22 protein-coding genes are annotated in these 25418 nt (G+C 29.5%); 10 read left to right on the plus strand and 12 right to left on the minus strand.

The window, feature by feature from the left end:
- Positions 1-4: 4 nt before the first annotated feature.
- The 3 genes from ccoN to LPB87_RS10440 form a co-directional block, all read right to left on the minus strand.
- A complete protein-coding gene (gene ccoN, locus LPB87_RS10430) occupies positions 5-2191 on the minus strand; it encodes a cytochrome-c oxidase, cbb3-type subunit I (RefSeq protein ID WP_129537856.1) in 2187 nt (728 codons plus the stop codon).
- A 3-nt stretch (positions 2192-2194) separates the two neighbouring features.
- The gene (ccoS, locus tag LPB87_RS10435) at positions 2195-2407 is read right to left on the minus strand and encodes a cbb3-type cytochrome oxidase assembly protein CcoS (RefSeq protein ID WP_129537855.1); all 213 of its coding nucleotides are present in this window, start codon (positions 2405-2407) and stop codon (positions 2195-2197) included.
- Between the two features lie 118 nt (positions 2408-2525).
- A complete protein-coding gene (locus LPB87_RS10440) occupies positions 2526-4907 on the minus strand; it encodes a heavy metal translocating P-type ATPase metal-binding domain-containing protein (RefSeq protein ID WP_230727859.1) in 2382 nt (793 codons plus the stop codon).
- A 206-nt stretch (positions 4908-5113) separates the two neighbouring features.
- On the opposite strand from LPB87_RS10440, the gene LPB87_RS10445 reads away from it, so the two are divergent.
- Positions 5114-5794, plus strand: coding sequence for a Crp/Fnr family transcriptional regulator (locus LPB87_RS10445; RefSeq protein ID WP_129537853.1), 681 nt, complete (start codon positions 5114-5116; stop codon positions 5792-5794).
- Here the strand turns inward: LPB87_RS10445 and mazG are convergent, their stop codons facing one another.
- From mazG to def, 3 genes are all read right to left on the minus strand, one after another.
- Positions 5795-6565: a nucleoside triphosphate pyrophosphohydrolase gene (gene mazG / locus LPB87_RS10450; protein ID WP_230727860.1), complete on the minus strand. Its 771-nt coding sequence runs from the start codon at positions 6563-6565 to the stop codon at positions 5795-5797. It abuts the gene before it with no gap.
- A 100-nt stretch (positions 6566-6665) separates the two neighbouring features.
- On the minus strand, positions 6666-7148 hold the full coding sequence (locus tag LPB87_RS10455) for a DUF5606 domain-containing protein (RefSeq protein WP_230727861.1): 483 nt from the start codon (positions 7146-7148) through the stop codon (positions 6666-6668).
- A gap of 63 nt (positions 7149-7211) precedes the next feature.
- Positions 7212-7802 (minus strand): peptide deformylase, encoded by a 591-nt coding sequence (gene def, locus LPB87_RS10460; RefSeq protein ID WP_129537850.1) that lies wholly within the window; start codon positions 7800-7802, stop codon positions 7212-7214.
- 198 nt (positions 7803-8000) lie between these two features.
- Between def and LPB87_RS10465 the strand changes: the two genes are divergently transcribed.
- Entirely contained in the window at positions 8001-10229 is a 2229-nt protein-coding gene (locus LPB87_RS10465) for an FUSC family membrane protein (protein WP_230727862.1), read from the plus strand.
- 43 nt (positions 10230-10272) lie between these two features.
- Here LPB87_RS10465 and LPB87_RS10470 read toward each other — a convergent pair whose 3' ends face one another.
- Positions 10273-11766 carry a malate:quinone oxidoreductase gene (locus LPB87_RS10470; RefSeq protein ID WP_129537848.1) on the minus strand — a complete coding sequence of 498 codons (1494 nt, stop codon included), beginning with the start codon at positions 11764-11766 and terminating at the stop codon, positions 10273-10275.
- 116 nt (positions 11767-11882) lie between these two features.
- A complete protein-coding gene (ruvX, locus tag LPB87_RS10475; protein WP_230727863.1) occupies positions 11883-12299 on the minus strand; it encodes a Holliday junction resolvase RuvX in 417 nt (138 codons plus the stop codon).
- Between the two features lie 541 nt (positions 12300-12840).
- Between ruvX and LPB87_RS10480 the strand changes: the two genes are divergently transcribed.
- Positions 12841-14709, plus strand: a complete 1869-nt coding sequence (locus LPB87_RS10480) for an alkaline phosphatase family protein (protein ID WP_230727864.1) — start codon at positions 12841-12843, stop codon at positions 14707-14709.
- Positions 14710-15045: 336 nt separating this feature from the next.
- Here LPB87_RS10480 and LPB87_RS10485 read toward each other — a convergent pair whose 3' ends face one another.
- Entirely contained in the window at positions 15046-15681 is a 636-nt protein-coding gene (locus LPB87_RS10485) for a PAS domain-containing protein (protein WP_129537846.1), read from the minus strand.
- Between the two features lie 282 nt (positions 15682-15963).
- Between LPB87_RS10485 and LPB87_RS10490 the strand changes: the two genes are divergently transcribed.
- Positions 15964-16779: a 2,3,4,5-tetrahydropyridine-2,6-dicarboxylate N-succinyltransferase gene (locus tag LPB87_RS10490; RefSeq protein ID WP_129537845.1), complete on the plus strand. Its 816-nt coding sequence runs from the start codon at positions 15964-15966 to the stop codon at positions 16777-16779.
- Positions 16780-16829: 50 nt separating this feature from the next.
- A complete protein-coding gene (locus LPB87_RS10495; protein WP_230727865.1) occupies positions 16830-17567 on the plus strand; it encodes a glycosyltransferase family 2 protein in 738 nt (245 codons plus the stop codon).
- Here the strand turns inward: LPB87_RS10495 and LPB87_RS10500 are convergent.
- The gene (locus LPB87_RS10500) at positions 17559-18284 is read right to left on the minus strand and encodes a polysaccharide deacetylase family protein (protein ID WP_129537843.1); all 726 of its coding nucleotides are present in this window, start codon (positions 18282-18284) and stop codon (positions 17559-17561) included. The two genes, LPB87_RS10495 and LPB87_RS10500, sit on opposite strands and share 9 nt — an antisense overlap.
- A 62-nt stretch (positions 18285-18346) precedes the next feature.
- Here LPB87_RS10500 and LPB87_RS10505 point away from each other — a divergent pair, with 62 nt between their 5' ends.
- Together LPB87_RS10505 and LPB87_RS10510 are read left to right on the plus strand one after the other, a co-directional pair.
- The gene (locus tag LPB87_RS10505; RefSeq protein WP_230727866.1) at positions 18347-19117 is read left to right on the plus strand and encodes a glycosyltransferase family 2 protein; all 771 of its coding nucleotides are present in this window, start codon (positions 18347-18349) and stop codon (positions 19115-19117) included.
- 63 nt (positions 19118-19180) lie between these two features.
- Positions 19181-20251, plus strand: a complete 1071-nt coding sequence (locus tag LPB87_RS10510; protein WP_230727867.1) for a glycosyltransferase family 9 protein — start codon at positions 19181-19183, stop codon at positions 20249-20251.
- Positions 20252-20323: 72 nt separating this feature from the next.
- On the opposite strand, the gene LPB87_RS10515 is transcribed toward LPB87_RS10510, so the two are convergent.
- Both LPB87_RS10515 and LPB87_RS10520 read right to left on the minus strand, forming a co-directional pair.
- Positions 20324-21097, minus strand: a complete 774-nt coding sequence (locus tag LPB87_RS10515) for a lipopolysaccharide kinase InaA family protein (RefSeq protein ID WP_230727868.1) — start codon at positions 21095-21097, stop codon at positions 20324-20326.
- Between the two features lie 21 nt (positions 21098-21118).
- Entirely contained in the window at positions 21119-21901 is a 783-nt protein-coding gene (locus tag LPB87_RS10520; protein ID WP_230727869.1) for a DUF5672 family protein, read from the minus strand.
- A gap of 576 nt (positions 21902-22477) precedes the next feature.
- On the opposite strand from LPB87_RS10520, the gene LPB87_RS10525 reads away from it, so the two are divergent.
- From LPB87_RS10525 to LPB87_RS10535, 3 genes are read left to right on the plus strand one after another with little or no spacing between them, the layout of a single operon-like run.
- Positions 22478-23455, plus strand: coding sequence for a hypothetical protein (locus tag LPB87_RS10525; RefSeq protein WP_230727870.1), 978 nt, complete (start codon positions 22478-22480; stop codon positions 23453-23455).
- 4 nt (positions 23456-23459) lie between these two features.
- Positions 23460-24431: a hypothetical protein gene (locus LPB87_RS10530; protein WP_129537838.1), complete on the plus strand. Its 972-nt coding sequence runs from the start codon at positions 23460-23462 to the stop codon at positions 24429-24431.
- A gap of 10 nt (positions 24432-24441) precedes the next feature.
- Positions 24442-25398, plus strand: coding sequence for a hypothetical protein (locus LPB87_RS10535; RefSeq protein ID WP_129537837.1), 957 nt, complete (start codon positions 24442-24444; stop codon positions 25396-25398).
- The last annotated feature ends 20 nt before the right edge of the window (positions 25399-25418 follow it).

Below are 25418 nucleotides of genomic sequence, written 5' to 3' on the forward strand. Positions count from 1 at the left end.
TTCTCTATTTTGAAGTCTCTTTTACTTTGATATCTGTTCCTAATCTTTGCATGTAAGCAATAAGCGCTACAATTTCTCTTTCATTCATCGGAATGAATTTCTCTCCTTTAGCTTCTGCTTTTTTCTTACTATCAGCATAACTAGCAACATAATCAGGGTCGTTCTCTAAGTTCTTTTCAATTTTAAGTGCTTGTGCTCTCAATAATTTTTGAGCATTAGCCACTTCTTCAGGTGAATATGGAACTCCTAATTGAACCATTACTTCCATTTTCTTTTGAGTCAATGAAATATCCATTGGTTTATTATCAAATAACCATTTGTATCCTGGCATGATTGAACCTGCTGATATACTTTGTGGATTCCAGAAGTGATTAAAGTGCCAGTTATCATTGTACTTACCTCCTACTCTTAATAAATCTGGTCCTGTACGTTTTGATCCCCATAAGAATGGATGATCGTATACGAACTCTCCTGCTTTTGATTGTGGTCCATAACGCTCAACCTCACTTCTAAATGGTCTTACTGATTGAGAGTGACATCCAACACAACCTTCACGAATATATAAATCACGTCCTTCAAGTTCTAATGGTGTATATGGCTTAACACTTGTTATTGTAGGTATATTTGATTTTACCATAATTGTAGGAACAATTTGAATGATTCCTCCAATTAAAATAGCAATTGTCGCCAAAATAGTTAACTGAATAGGTTTTCTTTCTAACCATGAGTGGAATTTTTCTCCACGAACTCTACTGCTACTAATTTTTTCTAATGCTGGAGCTTCTGCCAATTCATCTTCAATTGGGCTACCAACTCGTAATGTTTGAATTATATTGTAAACCAAAACTAACATTCCTACAAGGTAAAAAGTACCACCAATAGCTCTCATCCAATACAATGGCATAATTGCTGTAACTGTTTCTAGGAAGTTTCCATAAGTTAAAGTTCCATCTGGATTAAATTGCTTCCACATCGAAGCTTGTTGAAAACCAGCAACATACATTGGTATTGTATATAATATAATTCCTAAAGTACCAATCCAGAAATGGAAATTCGCTAATTTTTTAGAGAATAAAGTAGTTTTCGTCATTCTTGGTATTAACCAATAAATCATACCAAAAGTCATAAACCCATTCCATGCTAGTGCACCTACGTGTACGTGAGCAACGATCCAGTCTGTATAATGCGCAATAGCATTTACGTTTTTAAAAGAAAGCATTGGTCCTTCAAAAGTTGCCATACCATAACCTGTAATTGCAACAACGAAGAATTTTAAAACTGGTTCTTCACGAACTTTATCCCATGCACCTCTTAGTGTTAAAAGTCCGTTTATCATACCTCCCCACGATGGAGCAAGCAACATAACTGAGAAAGCTACTCCTAAATTTTGTGCCCAGTTTGGTAATGCTGAATACAATAAGTGGTGAGGACCAGCCCAGATGTATATAAAAATTAATGACCAGAAATGTATAATCGATAAACGATAAGAATATACTGGACGGTTTGCAACTTTAGGAACAAAATAATACATCATTCCTAAAAATGGAGTAGTCAAGAAAAAAGCAACTGCATTGTGTCCGTACCACCATTGTACTAAAGCATCCTGAACTCCTGCGTAAACAGAATAACTTTTCATTGCTGAAACAGGTATTTCTATATTATTAAAAATATGTAATACTGCAACAGTAACAAATGTGGCCAAGTAGAACCAAATAGCCACATACAAGTGACGTTCTCTACGTTTTAAAATTGTACCAATCATATTGATACCCATTACAACCCAAATTAAAGCAATAGCGATATCAATAGGCCATTCTAATTCAGCATATTCTTTTGATGAAGTATAACCCAAAGGTAATGTAATAGCCGCAGCAACGATAATTAATTGCCATCCCCAAAAATGTAGACCACTTAAAAAGTCACTAAACATTCTTGCTTTTAAGAGTCGTTGCAAAGAATAGTACATCCCTGCAAAGAATGCGTTTCCTACAAAGGCAAAAATAACTGCATTGGTATGTAAAGGTCTTAATCGTCCGTAGCTTAACCATGAGATCCCGTCGGTAATATTAGGAAAGAGGTACATAACGGCCAATGTAAGGCCGACCAGCATTCCTACTACACCAAAAAGAATGGTCGCATAGATGAATTTCTTTACAATTTTGTTGTCGTAATAAAATTGTTGCATTTCCATAATCTAGATTTGTTTTTCTGTGGTTATTTTTATTTTATTGTTGGGAGTTTTTATTCTACCGCTGGGATTTTTTTTGATTTCGTCATCAAAAAGCATTCTAACTGAGGGGGTATAATCATCGTCGTATTGCCCTTTTTTGACTGCTACCACAAATGCTATAAAAAAGCCAATTGCAATGAAAATACTAACGGAGATTAATAAGTAAATTACACTCATATCCTTAAAATTAAGTTATACAAAATTACTTTTAAGCATTCTTTTAAAATATGACATTTATCATGCTCAGTCAGTATATGTTAAAATTATGAAAAAATAACAGTTGAATTATTTATAATCATTTTAAACTACTCCTGCTGAAATAGTTAGATGCTAAAGTCACAAAACTCACTATCGTAATTGTACTCAAAGGCATTATAATAGCCGCAACTAAAGGAAGTAAATTTCCAGTAACCGCAAAAGACAATCCTACAACATTGTATAGTAACGATAAAACAAAGCTCATTTTAATAATCTTAATCGAATTTTTAGATAGTTTCAAAAAATAACTCAAACGTTTAAACTCAGTTGCATCCAAAATAGCATCACAAGCAGGTGAAAAAACATTGACATTCTCTGAAATAGAAACTCCAACATTACTTTGCGCCAAGGCACCTGCATCATTTAATCCATCGCCAATCATCATAACATTATGTCCCTGATCTTGTAGATTTTTAATAAACGCCAACTTTTGTTCTGGTTTTTGATTAAAAACAAGTTCTGTCTCTTTTGGCAAAAGTTTTTCTAAGGTCTCTCGTTCTCCATCGTTATCACCAGAGAGAACTTTAATCTTATAGTTCAAACTCAATTCTTGAAACAAATCCTCTAATCCTTCTCGATATTGATTATTAAATATATATTTTCCATAATAAACCCCATCGATTTTAATATGAAGTGACGTTTGCTTAATTAAATTCTCTTGTTGACCACCTACAAAAGAGAAAGACCCTATTTGAAACTGGTGATTTTGGATTACTGCCATAATTCCTTTCCCTGTTATTTCTTCAAAATCATCTAATTTTATTCGGTCAGACTCTGGTAATGATTCATATAACATACGGCTCAAAGGATGATTTGAAGCTCGAAGTACATTTTTTAACATGATTCGATTTTCATCAGAAAGCGGTTCTCCCTCATATGCAATGTTCGATTTTTTATTGGTTGTAATGGTTCCTGTTTTATCAAAAACCAACGTATCAACTTTGGCGAGTTGCTCAATAACCAGGGCATTTTTTAAATAAAACTTTTGTTTCCCTAAAATTCTTAAAATATTTCCAAATGTGAATGGCGCTGTTAGTGCTAAAGCACACGGACATGCTACAATAAGTACTGCTGTAAAAATATTAAAAGCGGTATTGGCATCAATAAATATCCAATAACCAAAGCCCGCAAAAGCAATTAATAATAAAATTGGTGTAAAATAACGACTAATAGCGTCAGTTATCGTTTTATGTTTTTGTTGAACATCTTTCTGAAAAATATCATTTCCCCACAACTGCGTTAAATAACTCTGAGATACAGTATGAAGCACTTCCATCTCAATTACTTTTCCAATTTGTTTCCCTCCTGCAAAAACTTTATCTCCTGATTTTTTAGTAATAGGAACTGCCTCACCAGTTACAAAGCTATAATCAATTTCAGCTTGTTCACTTATCAAAATTCCATCAACAGGTATTAACTCTTGATTTCTAATCAATAACCGGTCTCCTTTATCAATATCATAAATAGGAATACTTTCTTCTGGAGTATTGGGATTTATTCTAGTTACTGCTATTGGAAAATAAGACTTAAAATCTCTTTCAAAACTTAAAAAACTATAGGTTTTAATCTGAAACATCTTCCCTAATAACATAAAGAAAATTAATCCTGTCAAGCTGTCAAAAAAGCCTGGACCATAATCCATGACAATATCAAAAGTACTTCGTATAAACATAACGATAATTCCTAAAGCAATAGGAATATCTATATTTAGCATTTTGCTTTTTATACTTTTATAAGCTGAAACATAGTAAATACTTGCTGAATACAAGAAACTCGGCATAGCCAAAATTAATATCAGCCAGCGAAAAAAAGGTTTATAGTTATCTAACCAAAATTCTTTTACTTCAAAATATTCAGGAAAAGAAAGTAACATAATATTTCCAAAACAAAAGAAAGCTACTCCTAATCTATAGGTTAAACTTCTATCAACATTATTCTTACCTGCCTCATAATTCTCCAAACTTATATAAGGTTCATACCCTATCGAACTTAATAAATAAGCAATTTCTTTAAGAGTAATCTTTTCTGAATTGTAGGTAATCCTAACTTTTTTTTCTGGAAAATTAACCTGTGAAGCACTAATTCCTGGTTTAAGACGACTTAAGTTTTCCAAAATCCAAATACAAGAGCTACAATGAATATGCGGAATATTCAACGAAACTATTGCTGTGGTATCTTCCTGAAATTCTAATAATTTAAGCTGAATACTCTCATTATCCAGAAAATCGTATTTACCTTGAATATCTTGAGGCGTTGCCCCTGGAGACTTCTCGAAATCATAATAACAAGTTAGGTCATTTAGACTAAAAATCTCATAAACTGTTTTACATCCACTGCAACAAAACTCTTTTTCATCAAAAACAATTAATTCATTTTTTGGGATAATTAAACCACAATGAAAACAATTTTGGACACTCATAATTTAACCACTTTTAAGCTTGTACAAAGGTCTTGAACCAACTAACCAAAAAATATGACATTTATCATAGCTCTTAAAATACATTTTTAAATTTAATAAAATAAATTGGGAATAAACCTATAGAAATTACATTTCTATCATTATTATAAAAATTTAGGCGTATAAAATCATAATAATACCTAATTTTGCAGGCAAATAACCTTCCTATGAATAAATGTGATCAATGTATCGTAAGACAACTTACCTCGTTAAAAGCTTTAAACAAAGATGAAGTTATTAAACTAGCAAATAGTAAAACCACATACACCATTAAAAAAGGCGATCCTATCTTTGAAGAAGGTGAAGTTACTAATGGAGTTTTTTGTGTAAAAGATGGCGTTGGTAAACTTTCTAAACTAAGTGCCAATGGTAAAGATCAAATTGTAAAGCTTGTAAAGTCTGGAGAACTTTTAGGGCAACGATCAATGATTAGCAATGAACCTGCCAATTTAAGTGCAAAAGCTTTAGATGATATGGAGGTATGTTTCATTCCAAAATCAGAGATTATTACTTTCTTTAATCAAAACAATCAGTTTTCTATGAATGTCATGAAAACTATTTGTGAAGACTTAAAAGACTCTGATAACCACACAGTTTCTTTAGCTCAAAAGACTGTTAAATCACGTTTGGCTGAAACCTTATTATACTTATATGATACTTTTGGCGAAAACAAAGATAAAACACTTAAAATACAACTCTCTAGGGATGAGCTGGCAAGTATGATTGGTACTGCTACTGAAAGTTGTATCCGATTATTATCTGATTTTAAAAAACTAGAAGTTATCGATTTAATTGGTAAAAAAATTGTTTTGAAAAATTTTAGTGCATTAAAAAAAATGGCTGAATAATTATAATTTTTTTGCTTCGTTCCAAAAAACATCCATTTCGGCCAAAGTCATATCCATTAACGGCTTTCCTAATTCACTTGCTTTGCTCTCAAGATATTGAAAGCGTTTTATAAATTTTTTATTAGTGCGCTCCAAAGCATCTTCAGCATTTACATTTAAAAATCGAGCGTAATTAATCATCGAGAATAAAACATCTCCAAACTCTGCTTCTATTTTATCCTGATCACCAGCTTCTACTTCTACCTGTAGTTCTTGTAGTTCTTCTTGTACTTTATCCCAAACCTGATGTGGTTCTTCCCAATCAAAACCTACTCCTTTTACCTTATCTTGTATTCTACTTGCTTTAACCAATGCTGGTAAACTTCTTGGAACTCCCTCTAAAACAGACTTCTTTCCCTCTTTTAATTTCAGTTTTTCCCAGTTTTGTTTTACTTCTTCTTCATCTTTTACAACTGTATCGCTGTAAATATGTGGATGACGATGAATCAATTTATCACAAATTTCATTGCATACATCTGCAATATCAAAATCATTTGTTTCACTACCTATTTTTGCATAAAAAACAATATGTAACAACACATCTCCTAATTCTTTTTTTACTTCATTAAGATCATTATCCAAAATTGCATCACCCAATTCATAGGTTTCTTCAATTGTCAGATGGCGCAAACTTTGTATGGTTTGTTTCATGTCCCAAGGGCACTTTTCACGCAAATCATCCATTATATTTAATAATCTTTCGAAAGCCTGTAATTGCAATTCTTTACTCATTTTGAAGTCTTTTTAAGTTGGGCAAGCAGTTAATGTAAATGTAAAAAATCCTGTTAAGAAATCATCTCAACAGGATTAAATATCGTTCATTAAAATGGAACTATTTTTTTTCAGCAGTAGCTTTAGCTTTTTTTGCTGGTGCTTTTTTTGTCTCTTCCAAAACCGGAGTTTCTTCTTTAGATTCTGCAGTTGCAGGCGCTAAATCTGTAACTAATCCTTTTGCTTGAAGCATGTTGTACCAGTTTAATACTTTTTTAATATCAGAAGGATATACTCTTTCTTCATCATATTGCGGTAAAACTTCTTTAAAATAAGCTGTTAAAGTAGCATTATCTTCTTTGTGAGAAATTGCTGGCCCTTTGTCTTCTTTTATTGCAATTAATTGCATTACTTCTGATAAAGGTTTTTCTCCTTCGTAAGTATAAATTGAAATTTCTGATAGCAAACTTACATTACTCTTTAAGCTAACAGTGATCTTTTTTCCATCAATTAATGATTCAGCTACAAATCCTGTACGCGTTTGTACTTTTAATGCGTATAAACCTGGTTTCCCAGAAATAGCTAATATTTTTTCTAAATTCATGTTTATTATAATTAGTATTAAGAATTCGGTTATTTTATTTTTTCACAAAAAGACAATCAAAAACTATCTCCCTTTTTTGGCGGCTGCAAATTTCATTCTGTATTCTTGAAATGTTTTGCCTTCGGTAATATTTTTTAATTTCTTTTGAATTAAACGTTTCTTTAATGATGAGATTTTATCTGTAAACAAAATTCCTTCGATGTGATCATATTCATGCTGAATTACTCTCGCAATTAAACCATCAAATACTTCCGTTTTCACAACAAAATCTTCTTCACAATATTCAATTGTAATTCTTTCATGTCTGTAAACATCTTCACGAACATCAGGAATACTCAAGCAACCTTCATTAAAACTCCACTCTTCACCATCTTCTTTTAGAATTTTGGCATTAATAAAAGTTCTTTTAAATCCTTTTAATTCTTTTTGCTCATCAGCTGGCAAATCCTCGTCATCACTAAAAGGAGTTGTGTCAATTACAAATAAACGCAAAGCCAAACCAACTTGTGGCGCAGCAAGACCTACTCCATAAGCATTGTACATTGTTTCGTACATGTTAGCTATTGTTTCTTTCAAGTTTGGGTATTCTGGCGTAACTGTCTCTCCAACTTTTCTTAAAACAGGATCACCATATCCTATAATTGGTAAAATCATTCTTGTTGTATTATGTATTAACGACTATTAATCTAGAATTTCATTATTCTGAATTAGGTTGGCAAAAATAGTAAAAAATAGTCAATGAATAATTCTATAAACTAGATTATATGCTTTTTGGTTTCTATTTAAATCTAAGCTACTATTAATTGGCAACTAATTCATACAATTCTTATCTTTGCTAGTAAACCTAATTATATGTTCGATCGCATCGTTAAATTCACAAACAGTACTTCCTTCATCAACGCTTCAAAAGTTACACTTGCATCTGTTGTTCCTGTCCTGTTTTTTAACTTTTTAGGTTATTTCGAAATTGGCTTCACTATTGCTCTTGGTGCTTTTTATACTTATCCGAGTGATATCCCTAGTAATCTTAAACACAAGATAAAAGGGATTGTAGTTACGGCTCTAATTGTTTCATGCGTTAACCTATTGGTTAATCTCGTTTATCCATTTCCTTGGTTGTTTTATCCATTTTTAGGAATATTACTCTTCCTATCGTCTATGATTTCTGTGTATGGACAAAGAGCAACTATGGCATCATTCTCAGCTTTACTTTCTATTTCACTATCGTTTGCTCACTTACACGAAGGCTGGGAAGCTGTATTGCATTCTAGCTATATATTTGCAGGAGGGTTATTTTATTTAATTGTTTCACTTATTTTTCATTACGTTAAACCGCATCGTTATGTCGAATTGCAAATTGCCGATGGAATTCGATTAACTGCAAAATACTTAAAACTTAGAGGAGATTTATGGAATCCCGACGCCGACAGAAAAAAGATCATTGAAAAACAATTACATCTCCAGGTTGAATTAAACCAAATTCATGAAAATTTAAGACAAGTACTTATTGGCAATAGAGCCACATCTGGAGACTCAAGTCAAAATCGAAAGATGCTTATTGTATTTATAACACTAGTCGAAATTCAGGAGCTAGCACTATCTACATCATTTGACCATAATAAATTACACAAAAAATTCAATGACCATCCTGAAGCGCTACGTTCTTATCAGAATCTAGCTTACAAACTCGCTTCGACTTTAAAAAAACTATCCAAAAGTGTCCATAAGGCTTCTAAATATATCTCTGTAAACGATCTAAAGAAAGAACTCAATGGATTAGAATCTGCAATTGATGCATATAAAAACAATCTAGGCAAAATTGAAGCTTCTGAAGGAGTTTGGATGCTTACCAATATGCTGAAATATGCTCAGAAGCAGGTCGAAAAAATAAAAATCGTGGAATTAGCTTTTTCATCGGCTATTCATTCTTTTGATTTTAAAGAAAAAAACAAGGAACTTGAAAAATTCTTAACTCCACAATATTATCCGATACGTACATTAATTGAAAATTTTAGCTTCTCATCTACTTTTTTCAGACATTCGCTACGACTTACCATAACTATTATGGTAGGTTTTATAATTGGAAAATTACTTCCATTTCAAAACGTATACTGGATTTTATTAACCATTGTAGTAATTATGCGTCCTGGTTATGGATTAACCAAAGAGCGTTCTTATAACCGTGTTTTCGGCACCATCTTAGGAGGATTAATTGCTTTTGGAATTGTATCTTTAGTACACAATCACATTGCGATAAGCATATTTGCTATTGTATGTATGTTAATTGGTATTTCTTTTACACAAAGCAATTACAAAGTCAGCACTACACTTGTTACTATGTATGTAGTTTTTGTTTACGGAATTTTAACTCCTAATATCCTTGAAGTAATTCAGTTTAGAATATTAGATTCTCTCGTTGGTGCTACATTGGCCTTTTTAGCAAATTATTATTTATGGCCAGCTTGGGAGTTTTTGAATGCTGCCTCGTTTTTAGAAAAAGCTATTGAAGCCAATAAAAATTATTTACGAGAAATAGCGGAATATTACAATAAGAAAGGAACATTACCAACATCTTATCGTTTGGCTAGAAAAAATGCTTTTATTGAAATTGGAAATCTTATGACCTCTTTCCAGAGAATGATACAAGAACCAAAATCAAAGCAAAAACAACTTCCGCAAATAAACAAGCTTGCAGTTCTTAATCACTCCCTGCTTTCGTCTTCAGCTTCTTTAGGAACCTATATTCAGTCTCATAAAACGACTTCGGCATCCGAATCTTTTAATTTTGTAATTGACATTGTCATTTCTAATTTAAATCACTCAATTGCCATTTTAAGACATGGAAAAACATCTTTATACAAGAATAAAGACATTAATAAAGAAAAATTGACTTTCCATTTTGAAGAATTAAAAAGAAAAAATTTCAGTAGATTAGAAAATGACAATGAGCTTGACGAAAACGCTAGAGAATCCAAAATGCAAGAAGCGCAACTAGTAATCGAACAATTAATATGGATGACTGATCTATCTGATAAAATACTAACAATTACAAAAGAGTTTATAGCAAAAAATCCAGATTAAAATTAATCTGGATTTTTTATTTAAATCATATTTTCAGCGCTAGTTAATTATTTAACTTTAAAGCAGCAGCAGTATTTTTTCTTATTTCAGCCAATAATTCTGGTTTATCATTTAAAGTCTGACCATAAGACGGAATCATTGCCTTGAACTTTTCATTCCATTCTGGCGTTTTAACTTTATCTTTAAAACACTTATTAATCAACCCGACCATGATTGAAACTGCTGTTGAAGCTCCTGGAGAAGCTCCTAATAAAACTGCTAATGTTCCATCTTCGGTATTAATAACCTCTGTTCCAAATTCTAGAATCCCGCCTTCTTTTTCATCTTTTTTAATAACCTGAACACGCTGTCCTGCTCTTTCTAATTTCCAATCTTTAGATTTTGCATTTGGCAAATATTCACGTAAAGCATTCATTCTATCTTTAGGAGATTGTCTTACTTGCTCAATTAGATATTTCGTAAGCGGAATATTATGATAACCTGCAGCCAACATTGGCATTATATTATCTGTTTTTATCGACATAGGTAAATCCATATAAGATCCATTCTTTAAAAATCGAGTAGAAAAACCTGCAAATGGACCAAAAAGCAAAGCTCTTTCACCATCAATCATTCTTGTATCGATATGAGGAACCGACATAGGTGGCGCACCAACACTTGCTTTCCCGTAAACTTTAGCTTGATGCTGAAGAATAACTTCTGGATTAGTACATTTTAACCATTGCCCGCTCACAGGAAACCCTCCAAAACCTTTTCCTTCAACAACATTTGCTTTTTCTAACAAAGGCAAAGAACCTCCACCGGCACCAATAAATACAAATTTAGTATATACTTTTCTAGTTTGACCTGTTGCTAAATCTGTGATTTTAATTCTCCATGATTTATCTTCACGTTGCTTAAGTTTTTTCACTTCGTGATTGAAATGAATTGTTACACCATCTAATTTTCCTAGATAGTTAAACATGCTTCTTGTTAATTCTCCAAAATTCACATCGGTCCCGATTGCCATAGAAGTTGCTGCGAATTTATCAGAAGCATCTCTTCCCTCCATTACCAAAGGCATCCATTCTTTTAATTGAGAAAAATCAGTACTAAAAACCATCTCTTTAAAAATTGGATTTTTTTGTAATGCCTCAAATCTTTTTTTAAGATAATCCACATTTTTTTCTCCCCAAACAAAACTCATATGAGGAACACTTTTTATAAAATTATCTGGAGATGTAATTTTGTTTTGCTGTACTAAATATGACCAAAACTGACGAGAAACTTCAAAAGATTCAGCAATACTAATTGCTTTCTTAGGATCAATACTTCCATTTTTTTCTGGAGTATAGTTTAATTCACAAAATGCTGAATGTCCTGTTCCAGCATTATTCCAAGCATCAGAGCTTTCGGCTGCGGCAACATCTAATCTTTCGTAAATTTCAATTTTTAAATCTGGCTGTAATTCTTTTAAGATTAACCCAAGAGTTGCACTCATAATTCCAGCACCAATAAGTACTACTTCGGTATTTGAACGTATGGTTTTGTCGGACATAACAAGAAAATTTTAAAATGCAAAGGTACTTCATAAAATTGCAAAAAAAAACTATAAATTTCACCTGAAAAGTTATAGTTTTCTAAAACGTTTTCGGAATAAAAATCTCTAGAACATTAGAACATTTTTCGAGACAAATAATCCTGAAGCATTATCGTTGCTGAGATCTCGTCAATCAATCCTTTGTTTTGACGTTGCTTTTTACTCAGTCCACTATCAATCATTGTTTGAAATGCCATCTTAGAAGTAAATCTTTCATCTACTCGAACCACTTTCATATCAGGAAAAATATTTGAAAAATGAGTTACAAAACCTTTTATAATTGAAGCACTCCCTGATGGTGCTCCATTCATTTGTTTTGGCTCACCAATTAAAACTGCTTCGACCTTCTCTTTGGCAAAATAGTCTTTTAAAAAATCAATTGTTGTATGTGACGGAATTGTTGTTAAACCTGAGGCAATAATTTGCAATTCATCAGTAACAGCTATTCCTGTTCTTTTTTGTCCGTAATCTATAGCGAGAATTCTTGGCATCTTAATTTATTATTATAAGACAAAGATACATAAAGTAAAAAACTCATGTCTAAAAAAAATCCGTTCTATGAAGTAGAACGGATTAATTAAAATTTTTTCTCCAAAAAAAATTAAAACAATATTAAAAAATTTATAATAGGAGCTTACTATCAACTCTATTTATACTAATTCATAGATCTAAACCAATCTTAAAATGGAATTTTGCTCTTAAAAATTCTTATATATAATTTCACTTCAAAAGTACTCTTCATTATACTCTTAATTCATGATAATTATCATCGAACAAAAGAAAGAATCAACTTGTATTAAACAAAACATAGAAACAAACTTTTTTAACAACAAAAAAAAATACAACTAACTATAAACAAAACAATTAAAACAAAAAAATCATTCAATAGCTTTTAAAATAAAATACCGTTCTTACAAAATTAGATCAATAAGTAATCAATAATTTAAAAAAAAATAGTTCTTTTGCTCAAAATTTTATTTTATACAAATAAATTAAAGCAAAAGCAGATACATAAAAATTACTAAACGCCAAATGAATAACTATAAAAACAGTATTGTTTTATTTCTAAAAAGATTCTTTTTAATTGCTGTAATCTACCAATTCTCAAGAATTCTATTTTACCTCATAAATCTAAAATTATTTGAAACTATTACATTTCAAAACGTTACAGGAGGTCTTCTATTTGATTTAGCAGCCATTGCCTATATTAATATTATATTTTTGATTGCTCACTTGATTCCAGGCGATTTTAAATACAAACCTAGATATCAAAACATTTTAAAAATTACTTTTTACTCCGTAAACCTTTTATTTATTGCTACAAACTTTATAGATATTATCTACTATCGTTTTACAGGCAGGAGAAGTACTTTTTCAATGATTACTGCCAAAGGAATGGAACAAGAAGCTCTAGGTTTAATCCCTTCGTTTCTAAAAGAATTTTGGTACATCTTTGTTTTATTTCTTATCGTAAGTATTTTGTTATGGAAATTAATACCTAATTTAAGAACACATTTAATACACGAAAAAACAACTAGAAAAGATTACTACAAACAATTTGCTTATTTTATACTCTCTTTAGTTATAATTTTGCTTTTGGGACGTGGAGGTATTCGAAAAAAACCTATTAAGATTGTAGATGCTGCTGAATATGGTGCTCTAAATAACTCTGGTTTGGTTTTAAATACTCCTTTTTGCATCCTTAAAACTGTTTTTAAGAAAGAAGATATAGATAAAGCAAATTATTACAATGAAAAAGAATTAATTTCTATTTACAATCCTGTTATTTCTTTAAACCCAAGTCAGCCAGCTATCAAAAAAAATGTTGTAATTTTAATTTTAGAAAGCTTTGGAAATGAAAACGTTGGACGCGGACAAACTCCTTTCCTAGATTCTTTGATTACAAAATCTTATTACTTTAAAAATGGGTTTGCAAACGGAAAAGTTTCAATTGATGCTGTTCCATCTATACTCTCTAGTATTCCAAGTTTAATGAATAATTCCTTTATATCATCAAGCTATTCTTTGAATAAAATAAATGGTCTCCCGAAAATTTTAAAAAAAGAAGGCTATAATACTTCTTTCTTTCATGGTGCCTTTAATGGTAGCCAGAACTTTGATCAATATGCTGAAGTAGCAGGATTTGATCAATATTATGGAAAAGATCAATATACAGGTAAAGATGCATTTGATGGCAAATGGGGTGTTTTTGATGAAGAGTTTCTACAATTTTACGCCTCTAAATTAACTTCTTTTAAGCAACCGTTTTTTAGTTCTTTATTTACTATTTCATCTCATAACCCATATACTATTCCCGAAAGATACAAAGGAAAATTCCCTAAAGGAACTACTGAAATTCAAGAAAGCATTGCGTATACAGATTTTGCTCTACGTAAGTTTTTTAATACTGCTAAAAAAGAAGGATGGTACAAAAACACCTTATTTGTAATTTCTTCTGATCATACTTCTTCTGGCGGAGATAAAGATATTGATAAAACAAATATTGGAAAATTCAACATTCCTATTTTATTTTTTGATCCCTCAAATTCTGAATTAACAGGTGTTAGCGATAAAAACTTTCAGCAAATTGACATCATGCCTAGTATTTTAGACTACTTAAATATAAAAACTGACATGGTTAGTTTTGGTAAAAGTTATAAGTCTAAAGAAAATTTTGTAGTTTATTATCTTCAAGGTACATATCATTACATAAAAGATGATTATTATCTGGCTTTTGCGAATAATAAAACCATTGGTTTATACAAATGGAAAGAAGATGTGCTATTAAAGAATAATTTAATGCTACAAAATAAACCTAAAGTCCAAGAATCTGAAAAATTCTTAAAAGCATACATTCAATCTTTTAATGAAAGAGTCATCAATAACAAATTGGCTTTTTAATCACTGATTAAGAATACAAAAGAAACATGAATTAAAAAACAATAGAAATCACACAAGATTTTTATTGTTTTTTTTTGTTTAACTACATTAGTAATTATCAAATAAATGATTCAAACTATTACAGAAATTTTTAAGAAGTCGCTCTACTAAATAAAACTACTTTTATTTGAAACCAGAACAAATTTAATTAAATAAGTTTCTGAGAAAGAACTACCTCATAATCTAAGGTAACACTAGCTAAACTTAATAATATCAAAACAGGGTTTGACTTAAATTAAAAAGTCAAACCCTGTTTTTTTATAGGTATTTTTTTTGGGGGCAAAAATCTCTATCTATTTATCTATTAAAGAAACGACTAAAAAAGCCTCTTTCCTCCTCTTCCTCTTCATGTTGAGTTTGAGTTTCTGATTGATGATGAGTCGATTGATTTTTTTCATTCTCATACATTAAATCTTTAATATACTCTATATAACTTCTATTTTTCTCTTCTAAAAATCCAATTAGATATTTCTCACTAAACTCCATTCCGCTAGCCGATTCTATTTGCAACAATTTTTTATATAAAGGCTCAATATGCATCGAGATTACTTCTTGTGGCACAGAGCGTCTTCTGGCAAAATAGTTTACGATCACTCCATTTTCATCCTTTGCAATTTCAAAATCTGTAACAACCCAATAAAATCTTCCAGATTTAGCTAGATTTTTTACAACAGCATGAAAATTATTCCCTTTTTTAAGGTTTTCCCATAATACTTTAAATATTACTCGTGGCATATCAGGATGTCTTATGATGCTGTGTGGCTGCCCCATTAACTCATAATCTTCGTATCCGCAAACATCTACAAAAGTTTCATTTGCATATTCGATAATTCCAATTGGATTTGTTTTACTCATAATCACTTGGGTTTTATCCCAAGAAACTTCTTTATCAATTGGCGTAGGTCTTTTAAACAACTGGTTTTCTTGATTCATAGTTATAATACTAATTAAATTTTGGATTCAGACAAAATAAAATACAGACGTGCTGTTATTAGATTGTTCCGCAAAACTACTTTTATAACAATTATCAAAAATTGATATTTATCAGGAAATAAATTATAAAACATTCTATATAAGTAGGTTTGTTTGAAATAAAAAGGCTATCGTTTTACTCCACAAAATAAATTGTTGTTTTTTGTTTAAAATTGTTAGTATCTGGAAATGGGGGTTGTTTTAAAAAAAAATCGAATTATATTTGCCTAAAATATTACTATTATGAATTCATTACAAACTATTATAGAACAAGCTTGGGATAACAGAGCTTTATTACAAGAAACAACAACTACAAATGCTATCAGAGAAGTAATTGAACTTTTAGATACTGGAAAATTGCGTGTTGCTGAACCAACTGGAGAAACTTGGCAAGTTAACGAATGGGTAAAAAAAGCAGTGGTTATGTATTTCCCTATTCAAAAAATGGAAACTCTAGAATCTGGTATTTTCGAGTATCACGATAAAATGCTACTAAAAAGAGGATATGCTGAAAAGGGTATTCGCGTAGTACCTAATGCTGTAGCACGTTATGGAGCATATATTTCTAGTGGTGTAATCTTAATGCCTAGCTATGTAAATATTGGAGCATATGTTGATGAAGGAACTATGGTAGATACATGGGCAACCGTAGGAAGCTGTGCTCAAATAGGTAAAAATGTACATTTAAGTGGTGGTGTAGGAATTGGAGGCGTATTAGAGCCATTACAAGCTGCTCCAGTGATTATCGAAGACGGTGCATTTATAGGTTCACGTTGTATCGTTGTAGAAGGCGTTCATGTTGGTAAAGAAGCTGTTTTAGGAGCAAATGTATGTTTAACAGCCTCAACTAAAATAATTGATGTAACTGGTGAGACTCCTGTTGAAATGAAAGGATATGTACCTGCTCGATCAGTAGTTATTCCTGGAAGTTATACCAAAAAATTTGCTGCAGGCGAATTTCAAGTTCCATGTGCTTTAATTATTGGTACTCGTAAGCCATCTACAGATTTAAAAACTTCATTAAACAATGCACTTCGTGAGTACGATGTTGCTGTATAATAATATATCATTAAATTCTCTTTTTATAAGTAAGAATGCTAATTAAAGAAATGAAAAAACTATCTGTTATCATACTTACTTATAATGAAGAGTTTTATATTGCCGATGCAATAAAATCTGTTTCATTTGCTGATGAGATTATCGTTTTAGACTCTCATAGCACTGATGCTACACAAGAAATTGCTTCTAATCTTGGGGTTAAGCTCATTTTTAGAAAATTCGACAATTACTGTAACCAAAGGAATTATGCAATAAGCTTTGCAACTGGAGATTGGATATTATTTTTAGATGCCGATGAAAGAGTTACAGAAAAGCTTCAAAAAGAAATACTTGAAAGCATCGAATCGGATAAATTTGATGCTTACAAAATTTGGTTTCCACATTATTTCATGAATCGTTTTCTATTTCATTACACAGACAAAGTCGTTCGTTTAATGAAAAATGAAAATCTAGCTTTTGAAAATGAAGTACATGAAAAATTAATACTAAAGTCAAAACCTGGTGTATTAAAAAACTACATGATACATTACACCTACAAAGGACTATTCCATTTCATAAGTAAAAAGGATAAATATGCCTGGTTCCAAGCAAAAATGTCTGCAGATAAAGGAAAAAAAGTAACGCTATTTTTACTTTTCTTTAAACCCTTTTATCGTTTTTTTCATACTTATATTGTAAAAAGAGTCTATCTTGATGGAGTACCAGGTCTTGCGGCAGCGGCAATCGATGCTTATGGTGTTTTCTCTAGATATGCAAAAATGATGTTAATAGAAAAAGATTTAGAATAGCTTTAATTTCCCAAATTTGATTTTTAACCTGAATGTCATTAAACTATCATGCCCTTTAATATCTATTCGCTTAATTTCATAATTATCTTTAAAAGGAAAACGATTAGGGCGATTGCCAATTTTTAAACCAAATTTTATTTTATTCTTAGCTATTACCTGCTTAAAAAGTTCTTTACCGCTACCCTTCTTAGGGTAATTACCATATGGATAGGCCAAAGCAGAATATATTTTTAAATCATTAACTTTTATCACCTCCTCGCACTTCATAAAATCTTTTTCTATTTCTAAATCAGATAATAAGCTATATTTTTTATGCTCATAGGAATGGTATCCTAATTCTATTCTGTCTCTATTCAGTTTTTTCAACTGCTCGATTGTCATTATTTTATTCCCCAAAACCTCAGAACTTTCATTCCATAAATCTGTTTTTCCTATATATGAAAAAGGAATAAAGAAACTGGCCTTTAAATTGAATTTATCCAATAAAGGCACTGCATAAGTAAGCTGATTTTCAGTAACATCATCAAAAGTAAGAACAATACTCCTTTTGGGGATAGACTTCATTTTTGATAATTCTTCAAAATGATAGGTTTGATAATTATTATCTTTTAAATATTGAAATTGTTCTTCTAATTTTTGCACTGAAATAGTCAAATTATTAGTTTCATTTTCAGATTCGCAAATGTTATGATACATTAAAATAGGGAGTCGAGACATTTTGTTTAATTTTACACAAAGTTATAAATCTAAAATTATTAATATTGCACAAAATTGATTTTATGCCCCAAAATGTAATAGTTCCAAAAATTAGTGTTTTGACATTTTGTTTTAATGAAGAGAACAATATAAAAAAGCACATTGAAAATGTTTCATTTGCTGATGAAATTATCTTCATGGATAGTGAAAGTACTGATCAAACAGTAGCTATTGCAAAGGAACTTGGTGCAACTGTTATTAAACAAAATAACACTGACAAAATACAACAACAAAAGATAGCTATCAATCAGGCCAAAAATGATTGGATATTATTATTAAATTTAGACGAATATCTTTCTCCTGAGCTTAAAAATGAAATTTTAACTAAAGTTTCTGATCATAAAAATAATGAACTTTATTACATTAAACAGACATTATTTTTCTTCAAAAAGAAAATAAAACACGGGGAATTCAACAACAAAAAAAGAATTTTTCTTTTTGATAAAAAAAGATACTCTTATTCAGGCGATGAAAAAAGGAAATCTAATATATCGTTCTTTAAATCAAATGTATTAAAAAACAGAATAGACTCTTATTCATACAAAAGTTTCGACGAATACAACTATAAGCTAAGTTTATTAAGTAAAAAGGAAGCTTTAGAATTATATGATAAAAATATGAAACCAAATTTTTATCATTTTTTACTAAAACCTTTTTTCAACTTTATAAATCAATATTTCATTAAATTTGGCTTCCTTGACGGTAAAGAAGGCTATATTCTTGCTTATATAAATTCATTTGCGGTTTTAAAACGTTATTTAATACTTTGGTTAACACATAACAAAATGGAGTAACTTTACTTTTATACCCCTACAATAAGAAACAAAATATAGTTTTTATTAAACTTACCCCTAATAATGAAAATATTAATCATACAGCAAAAAAGAATTGGCGATGTCCTGATAAGTACAATTCTTTGTAATAATCTTAAAAAAAAATATCCCAATTCTACTATAGACTATATGTGTTATTCTAATTGCACAGATGTTTTAATAGGTAATCCGAATATTGACTCGGTAATTGTATTAGAAAATAAAACAAGAAAATCATATCTATCATTATTTAATTTTATTTTCAAAATGAGATCTAATAAGTATGATATATTAATTGATGTTTATGGTAAATTAGAAACTAATTTAATAACCATTTTTTCTGGTGCTGATTATAAAATATCATACTACAAATGGTATTCGTCTTTGTTTTACAATCATAACATGAAGCGTTTTGAGGACACTACCGAAACTAAATATGGACTAGCTATAGATAACAGACTTTTGCTATTAAATCCTTTAAATTTGGACGCTGATTCAATAGATCCTTTTCCAAAATTATATGTAAGTAATGACGAAAACGATGAGGCAATTGCTCTTTTAGACAAACATAAAGTAAAAAAAGACCAGAAAATCGTAATGATAAGTCTTTTGGGAAGTGAAAAATCTAAAACTTACCCTCTAGAATATATGGCTAAAGTAGTAGAATATGTTGCAGAGAACAAAAACCTAACTATTCTTTTTAATTATTTTCCAAATCAAATTGAAGATGCTCAAAAAGTATTCAATTTATGCTCAAAAAGTACCCAAGAAAAAATCCATTTTGATTTATTAGGCAGTAATTTACGATCCTTTATAGGCATAATGAATCAGTGTGATATAATCATAGGAAACGATGGCGGAGCAATTAATATGGCTAAAGCATTAAACAAACCCTCTTTTACAATCTTTTCACCATATGTTAAGAAAAACGACTGGGCAACCTTTGAAGATGGATTACGCAATATTTCGGTACATTTAAATGATTTCAAACCCGAATTAATTGATTTAAGTTTACCACACAAGGAGATTAAAAATAATTTCGCTCAACTTTACCAACAATTTAATCCTGAATTATTCAAAGATCAGATTGAGTTCTTTATAACTAAGAATCTTTAAAAGATAAGTAAAGCCTGGAAGGGTATCAACAAAAAAAAAACATTATTTAAAATAATGTTTTTTTTTTGTTTTTTAAGATTTCCAAAACTTTAATCTCTTTTTTAACCTTTGCTTTTTCGCAAATTCTTCTTGAAATTTAACGGTATCTTTCCACATTTTTTCAAAAATTTGAGCCTCAGTCTTAGCTGAATATAATTTTGCATACTCATTACTCATAATTGCAATCATCTCTTTACGAGGAGTAAGTCTTCTAAAATTATTCATACGTTGTTCAAAACTCATTTCAGTATGAAAATTCATTCTATTTAAATCAACTAAGAAAAAATCATATTCATTATTACCTCTTTTTTTAATTAATGTATTCCCAGGAGAATGGTCTAAAAACTCAATTCCCTTTTCATGTAGTTTAAAAGTAAAACGGGTAAATTGCCTTAATATATTTTCGAAATCAGGATAATTATCAACCTCAATAAGTTCTCTATAAGTTAACTCAGTTACTAAATGTTCACTAACGTAGTAACTATCTCTTAAACCAAGCCAATTATAGTTCTCTAAAAAAGCGATTGGTTGCGGAGTTCCAATTTCTCTTTCTAATAAAATTGTAGCGTATTCAAAAGAACGTCTTGCTTTTGATTTTCTAAAATATTTATAAGCTATTTTATTAAATAAATTTGGAATTTTAAAGGATTTAATATTAATCGTCTTAGCCTTTATATCAAATAATTTAATAACATTACGTTGACCATTTCCAAAAACAATACCATCGGAAGAATTGAAATTATATATATATAAAAGAATTTCTTTTGTATCTTCTTGTGTATTAAAAAATTTATATTTGATAGTCATTAATCTTATGAAATTTTATGTTTAGTATTTATTTAATATTGGTTTCCAAAAATTAATTACTTTCGGTTTATTAATTCCATGACAACCAAATGGTAGCTGATTATTAATTAACTTAAATGCTATTTTAGGTTTTCGATCTATTGCAAAATACAAAGCTTCTTTATAATTAGGTATCTTAAAATTCTCATCAAATTCAGGTGCCTTTATTGACCAAAAGACATCTTCGATTGCATAAATCTCTTTATCTGCAGAATTTAGAAAATCAAAAATAAAGTCTTGTTTTGTCTTGCTGATTAAGTAATGGGATGCTGTTTTTCGTAATGAAAAGCCTCCATTACCAACTTTAAAGAAAATTTGTTCTCGGTCTTTTTTCTTTTTTGATCTAAATTTTCTAACTATTTTATTATAATATTTTAACAATATAGTACTTTCTGGTGTGGCAATCCATGGAGCTCCTATATAATCATACCCTTTTTGACACCATTCTTCTAAAGCATCTTTATAGACAAAAGCATCCAATTGATAAATCAATATATATTCACTATCTAAAAAAGCTTCATAAAAAAGAGACGACAACAATAACTCATTATAACCATCAATATTTTCAAAATATCTTTTAGGAAAACTTATTGCTTTAATTTGATTAAATTCGTTCGTAATATAAGAATTATCCAGTCCTTCAGGCTGAACTAAAACAATATCATAGTTTTTAAGCACTTTGACACACTGTAAAAAAGATTTTTCCTCTAGCTCCCCAAAATGCTCTTTATAGATCGGAATAATTATTTTTACAGTATTTTTCATTTTATTAATTTAATCTTAAGTCTATTCTAATTATAAAATAAGTTTATTTTGTAATTACATCAAATATTTAATTTCTTACTCCTCTACATTAATCAAAACACAAAAATAACCTTATAATTAATAAAAACTTATATTCTCATCAAATAAATTATTTTTATTATAATTGATTTTACATTAGTACAAAAAACAAGTCCAATGTTAATTAAAAAACATAGCCTCTCACCAAATTTTTAATTTAAGGATTAATATATAAAAACTTTTAAGTCTTTACAAAATTACTTCTATTTTAAACTTTTTTAATACAGAAAAAAAAGTACAGTAAAATGCACCATTTGTTTTCTTTGTGATCAATTTTATTTTTCAAATTAGTTGCGCTTTATTTTTTTAAAAAATTAAAAATTATCATATTTTTACAAATCCTCCCCTTTTATTATAATATTTTTAAAAACCTGATATCCTATATTTTAAAACCACCTTCAATATTATATTATAATTCTATTAATTAAACACAGTAATTATATAAATTTAGTAAGTGAAATTTTAACTAAATTTGCAACAGCAAAACAAAAAAAAATCATGCGTATTACATTAATAAGCCTTGATAATTGGGGATTCAACGAACATATTGCAATTACATTAAAACAAGATGGGCACGACGTACATCACATTGATTTTAATAAAATTCAATATAAGTACCCTAATCCCTTTCATAAAATATATAATTTTATATTAAAATCATTTTTTAGAAAAAATCTAAAAACAATGCATTTTGGAAAAAAAATAATTAAAAATCTTGAGGAAATTGGAGAACTCCAAGATGTAATATTAGTTATAAAAGGTGACTTTATTGATGTAGAAAGTGTTAAAAAATTAAAAAAATATGGAAAAAAAACAATTGCATATTTTAATGATAATACAAAACGCTGTCCTAAAATAATACAAGTAATACCTCATTTTGATGAAGTTTTTTCCTTTGAAAAAGAAGATTGTAAAAAATATAATTTAAATTTTGCGACCAATTGGATTTACAACTCTTCATCTGATAATAATAATAATAATAATGTAGATATCACATATCAGGTTTTTAATATTATTTCAAAAGATGGAAGATTACCAATTCTTTCGAAAATAGCAAATAATTTAAAATTAAACAATATCAATTATAAAATATTTGTTTATCACAAAAAAAATAAGAAAAAGACGAAAACTATTGAATATATAAATGAGTATATTTCATTATCAGAAGTCGAACAATATATAAACAAATCACAAGTTTTACTTGATGTTAATAGAAAAGGACAAAACGGATTAACTTTTAGAGTGTTTGAAAGCATAGGGTTACGTAAAAAACTTATTACAACTAACTCCGATATAATAAATTATGATTTTTACAACCCTAATAACATTCTCGTAATTGATGAGAAAAAACCAAATATCCCACCTTCTTTTTTTGAAACAGAATACGAAAATATTCCAGATAAAATCTTCAGAAAATATACTTTAGAAGGCTGGATTGAGAATGTTGTTTATAATTCTAAAACAAAATTTAACTAAAAAAATGCAACAAAACATATATATAATCTGCCCTCCTAGCAAAGCTACTGGAGGTCCAGAAGCATTACATCAATTAGGTTATATCTTAAATTCTCTAGGCTATAATGCTAAAATGTTATATTCAAAATACAAAAAAGATCCTATTCATCCTTTTTACAAAAACTATAATGTTCCTTATGTAATGAAGGTAAAAGATAGTATTGAAAATGTGATGATAATCCCAGAATCAATGACTAACTTAATAGCTAAATATCCTTTGGCTGAGAAAAAAGTATGGTGGTTGAGTCTTGATTTTTATGAAGTCTTAATGAATAGTAGGGAAAAGAAAAAAAACTGGATAAGAAAACTACTTGTTCCTTATAAACATACTGAATATAGATTTGAACCCAATAAAACTGTCACTCACTGGTATCAATCTCAAAGAACAAAAGAGTTTTTATTGACCAAAGATCATAAAAATGATATTGCTTATTTGTGCGATTATGTTACAGAACTTTTCTTTGATAATTTACCCGATATTGGTAATTTCCCAAAAGAAAACATAATAACCTATAATCCAAAAAAAGGATTAGATAAGATTGAAAAATACATGGCACTTCTTCCTCAATACAAATGGATACCTTTATCTGGTATGACAAGGGAAGAAATGAGAGATACTTTACGAAAAACTAAACTCCATGTTGACTTTGGTTACTTCCCAGGAAGAGATAAAATCCCTAGAGAGTCACTTATTTCGGGGGTTTGTTTGTTAACTGGACGTGATGGTACATCAGCTTTTAAAGAAGATCTAGGAATACCCGAAAAATATAAACTACATGCAGATGAAATGCAACCTGAAAAAGTAACAGAACTAATTAATCATACAATGAATAATTATGATGAAGTTTTTGCTGAGTTTTTAGACTTCAGAACATTTGTAATGAATGAAAAAAATAGTATGATTGAGAACACAAACAAACTTTTTAATAAACTATAAGGATATTATTATGAAAATTTGTTTAATTAGTTATGATTCCACTTACTATGACCACAACATTATAGATGAATTAAAAAGAAGAAACATCGATGCTAATCACATCGATGCTTCTAAATTTAAATATAAATACACTTCCATTTTTGATAAAATTCAAAATTCTATCAATAAAACTTTTTTTAATAAAAATAAAAAAACCACTGCATTAGAAAATTATTTAGTTGAACAAGTCAAAGAATTTGGGCATCACGATGCTATTTTGTTTATACGTCCAGATAAAATAAGTAGAGAAACTCATTTAGAGCTTAAAAAACTTACCCATAAATATCTTGCATATATTTATGATAGTTGCAGACGATTTCCTATAGATAATATAGTAGATGGAGTTTTCGACGAAATATTTTCATTCGATTTAATCGATGTTAAAAAACATCAATTAACATTCATCTCCAATTACATTTACATGGAAAAGAGAGCAATTACACTTGAAAATGCAAACGAAAATATTTTTATTGTAATTTCTATTGATGAACGTTTTACATTTTTAAACAATCTGGCTAACTATCTTTCATCTCATTCTATTCCGTTTAAATTTATGCTTGTAGGTAAAAAACCGCCTGAAAACATAAATCAAAACATTATTTACTCTAAAGGACTTATTTTTCCAGAAGACCTAAAAGCTGACTTTGAAAACTCAAAAATATTCTTGGATCTAATACGAAAAGATCATAATGGACTAAGTTTCCGAATATTTGAAGCTTTGGCAATGCAAAAAAAGATTATCACTACAAATAAATCAATTAGTGAATATGATTTCTATAATCCAAATAACATTTTAATTCTCGACGAAAATGATTCGAATATAAATATACCCGAAGATTTTCTCACAACACCGTATCAACCTTTAAGCCCAGAAACATTTCATAAATATACTATTGAAAATTGGGTAAAAACAGTCTTTCAACTGTAAGAAAAAATAGCTTCATGATA

The organism is Flavobacterium sp. EDS (assembly GCF_020991525.1).
In the GTDB taxonomy this organism is placed as follows: Bacteria; Bacteroidota; Bacteroidia; order Flavobacteriales; family Flavobacteriaceae; genus Flavobacterium.

Bases quoted from the DNA above. Each gene is read 5' to 3' on its own strand.
- ccoN (WP_129537856.1), bottom strand. From the start codon at position 2,191: ATGGAAATGCAACAATTTTATTACGACAACAAAATTGTAAAGAAATTC.
- mazG (WP_230727860.1), bottom strand. From the start codon at position 6,565: ATGAGTAAAGAATTGCAATTACAGGCTTTCGAAAGATTATTAAATATA.
- LPB87_RS10530 (WP_129537838.1), top strand. From the start codon at position 23,460: ATGCAACAAAACATATATATAATCTGCCCTCCTAGCAAAGCTACTGGA.
- LPB87_RS10480 (WP_230727864.1), top strand. From the start codon at position 12,841: ATGAATAACTATAAAAACAGTATTGTTTTATTTCTAAAAAGATTCTTT.
- ccoS (WP_129537855.1), bottom strand. From the start codon at position 2,407: ATGAGTGTAATTTACTTATTAATCTCCGTTAGTATTTTCATTGCAATT.
- LPB87_RS10515 (WP_230727868.1), bottom strand. From the start codon at position 21,097: ATGACTATCAAATATAAATTTTTTAATACACAAGAAGATACAAAAGAA.
- ruvX (WP_230727863.1), bottom strand. From the start codon at position 12,299: ATGCCAAGAATTCTCGCTATAGATTACGGACAAAAAAGAACAGGAATA.
- LPB87_RS10485 (WP_129537846.1), bottom strand. From the start codon at position 15,681: ATGAATCAAGAAAACCAGTTGTTTAAAAGACCTACGCCAATTGATAAA.
- LPB87_RS10445 (WP_129537853.1), top strand. From the start codon at position 5,114: ATGAATAAATGTGATCAATGTATCGTAAGACAACTTACCTCGTTAAAA.
- LPB87_RS10520 (WP_230727869.1), bottom strand. From the start codon at position 21,901: ATGAAAAATACTGTAAAAATAATTATTCCGATCTATAAAGAGCATTTT.
- LPB87_RS10495 (WP_230727865.1), top strand. From the start codon at position 16,830: ATGAAAAAACTATCTGTTATCATACTTACTTATAATGAAGAGTTTTAT.
- LPB87_RS10535 (WP_129537837.1), top strand. From the start codon at position 24,442: ATGAAAATTTGTTTAATTAGTTATGATTCCACTTACTATGACCACAAC.
- LPB87_RS10470 (WP_129537848.1), bottom strand. From the start codon at position 11,766: ATGTCCGACAAAACCATACGTTCAAATACCGAAGTAGTACTTATTGGT.
- LPB87_RS10465 (WP_230727862.1), top strand. From the start codon at position 8,001: ATGTTCGATCGCATCGTTAAATTCACAAACAGTACTTCCTTCATCAAC.
- def (WP_129537850.1), bottom strand. From the start codon at position 7,802: ATGATTTTACCAATTATAGGATATGGTGATCCTGTTTTAAGAAAAGTT.
- LPB87_RS10490 (WP_129537845.1), top strand. From the start codon at position 15,964: ATGAATTCATTACAAACTATTATAGAACAAGCTTGGGATAACAGAGCT.
- LPB87_RS10455 (WP_230727861.1), bottom strand. From the start codon at position 7,148: ATGAATTTAGAAAAAATATTAGCTATTTCTGGGAAACCAGGTTTATAC.
- LPB87_RS10505 (WP_230727866.1), top strand. From the start codon at position 18,347: ATGCCCCAAAATGTAATAGTTCCAAAAATTAGTGTTTTGACATTTTGT.
- LPB87_RS10510 (WP_230727867.1), top strand. From the start codon at position 19,181: ATGAAAATATTAATCATACAGCAAAAAAGAATTGGCGATGTCCTGATA.
- LPB87_RS10500 (WP_129537843.1), bottom strand. From the start codon at position 18,284: ATGTCTCGACTCCCTATTTTAATGTATCATAACATTTGCGAATCTGAA.
- LPB87_RS10440 (WP_230727859.1), bottom strand. From the start codon at position 4,907: ATGAGTGTCCAAAATTGTTTTCATTGTGGTTTAATTATCCCAAAAAAT.
- LPB87_RS10525 (WP_230727870.1), top strand. From the start codon at position 22,478: ATGCGTATTACATTAATAAGCCTTGATAATTGGGGATTCAACGAACAT.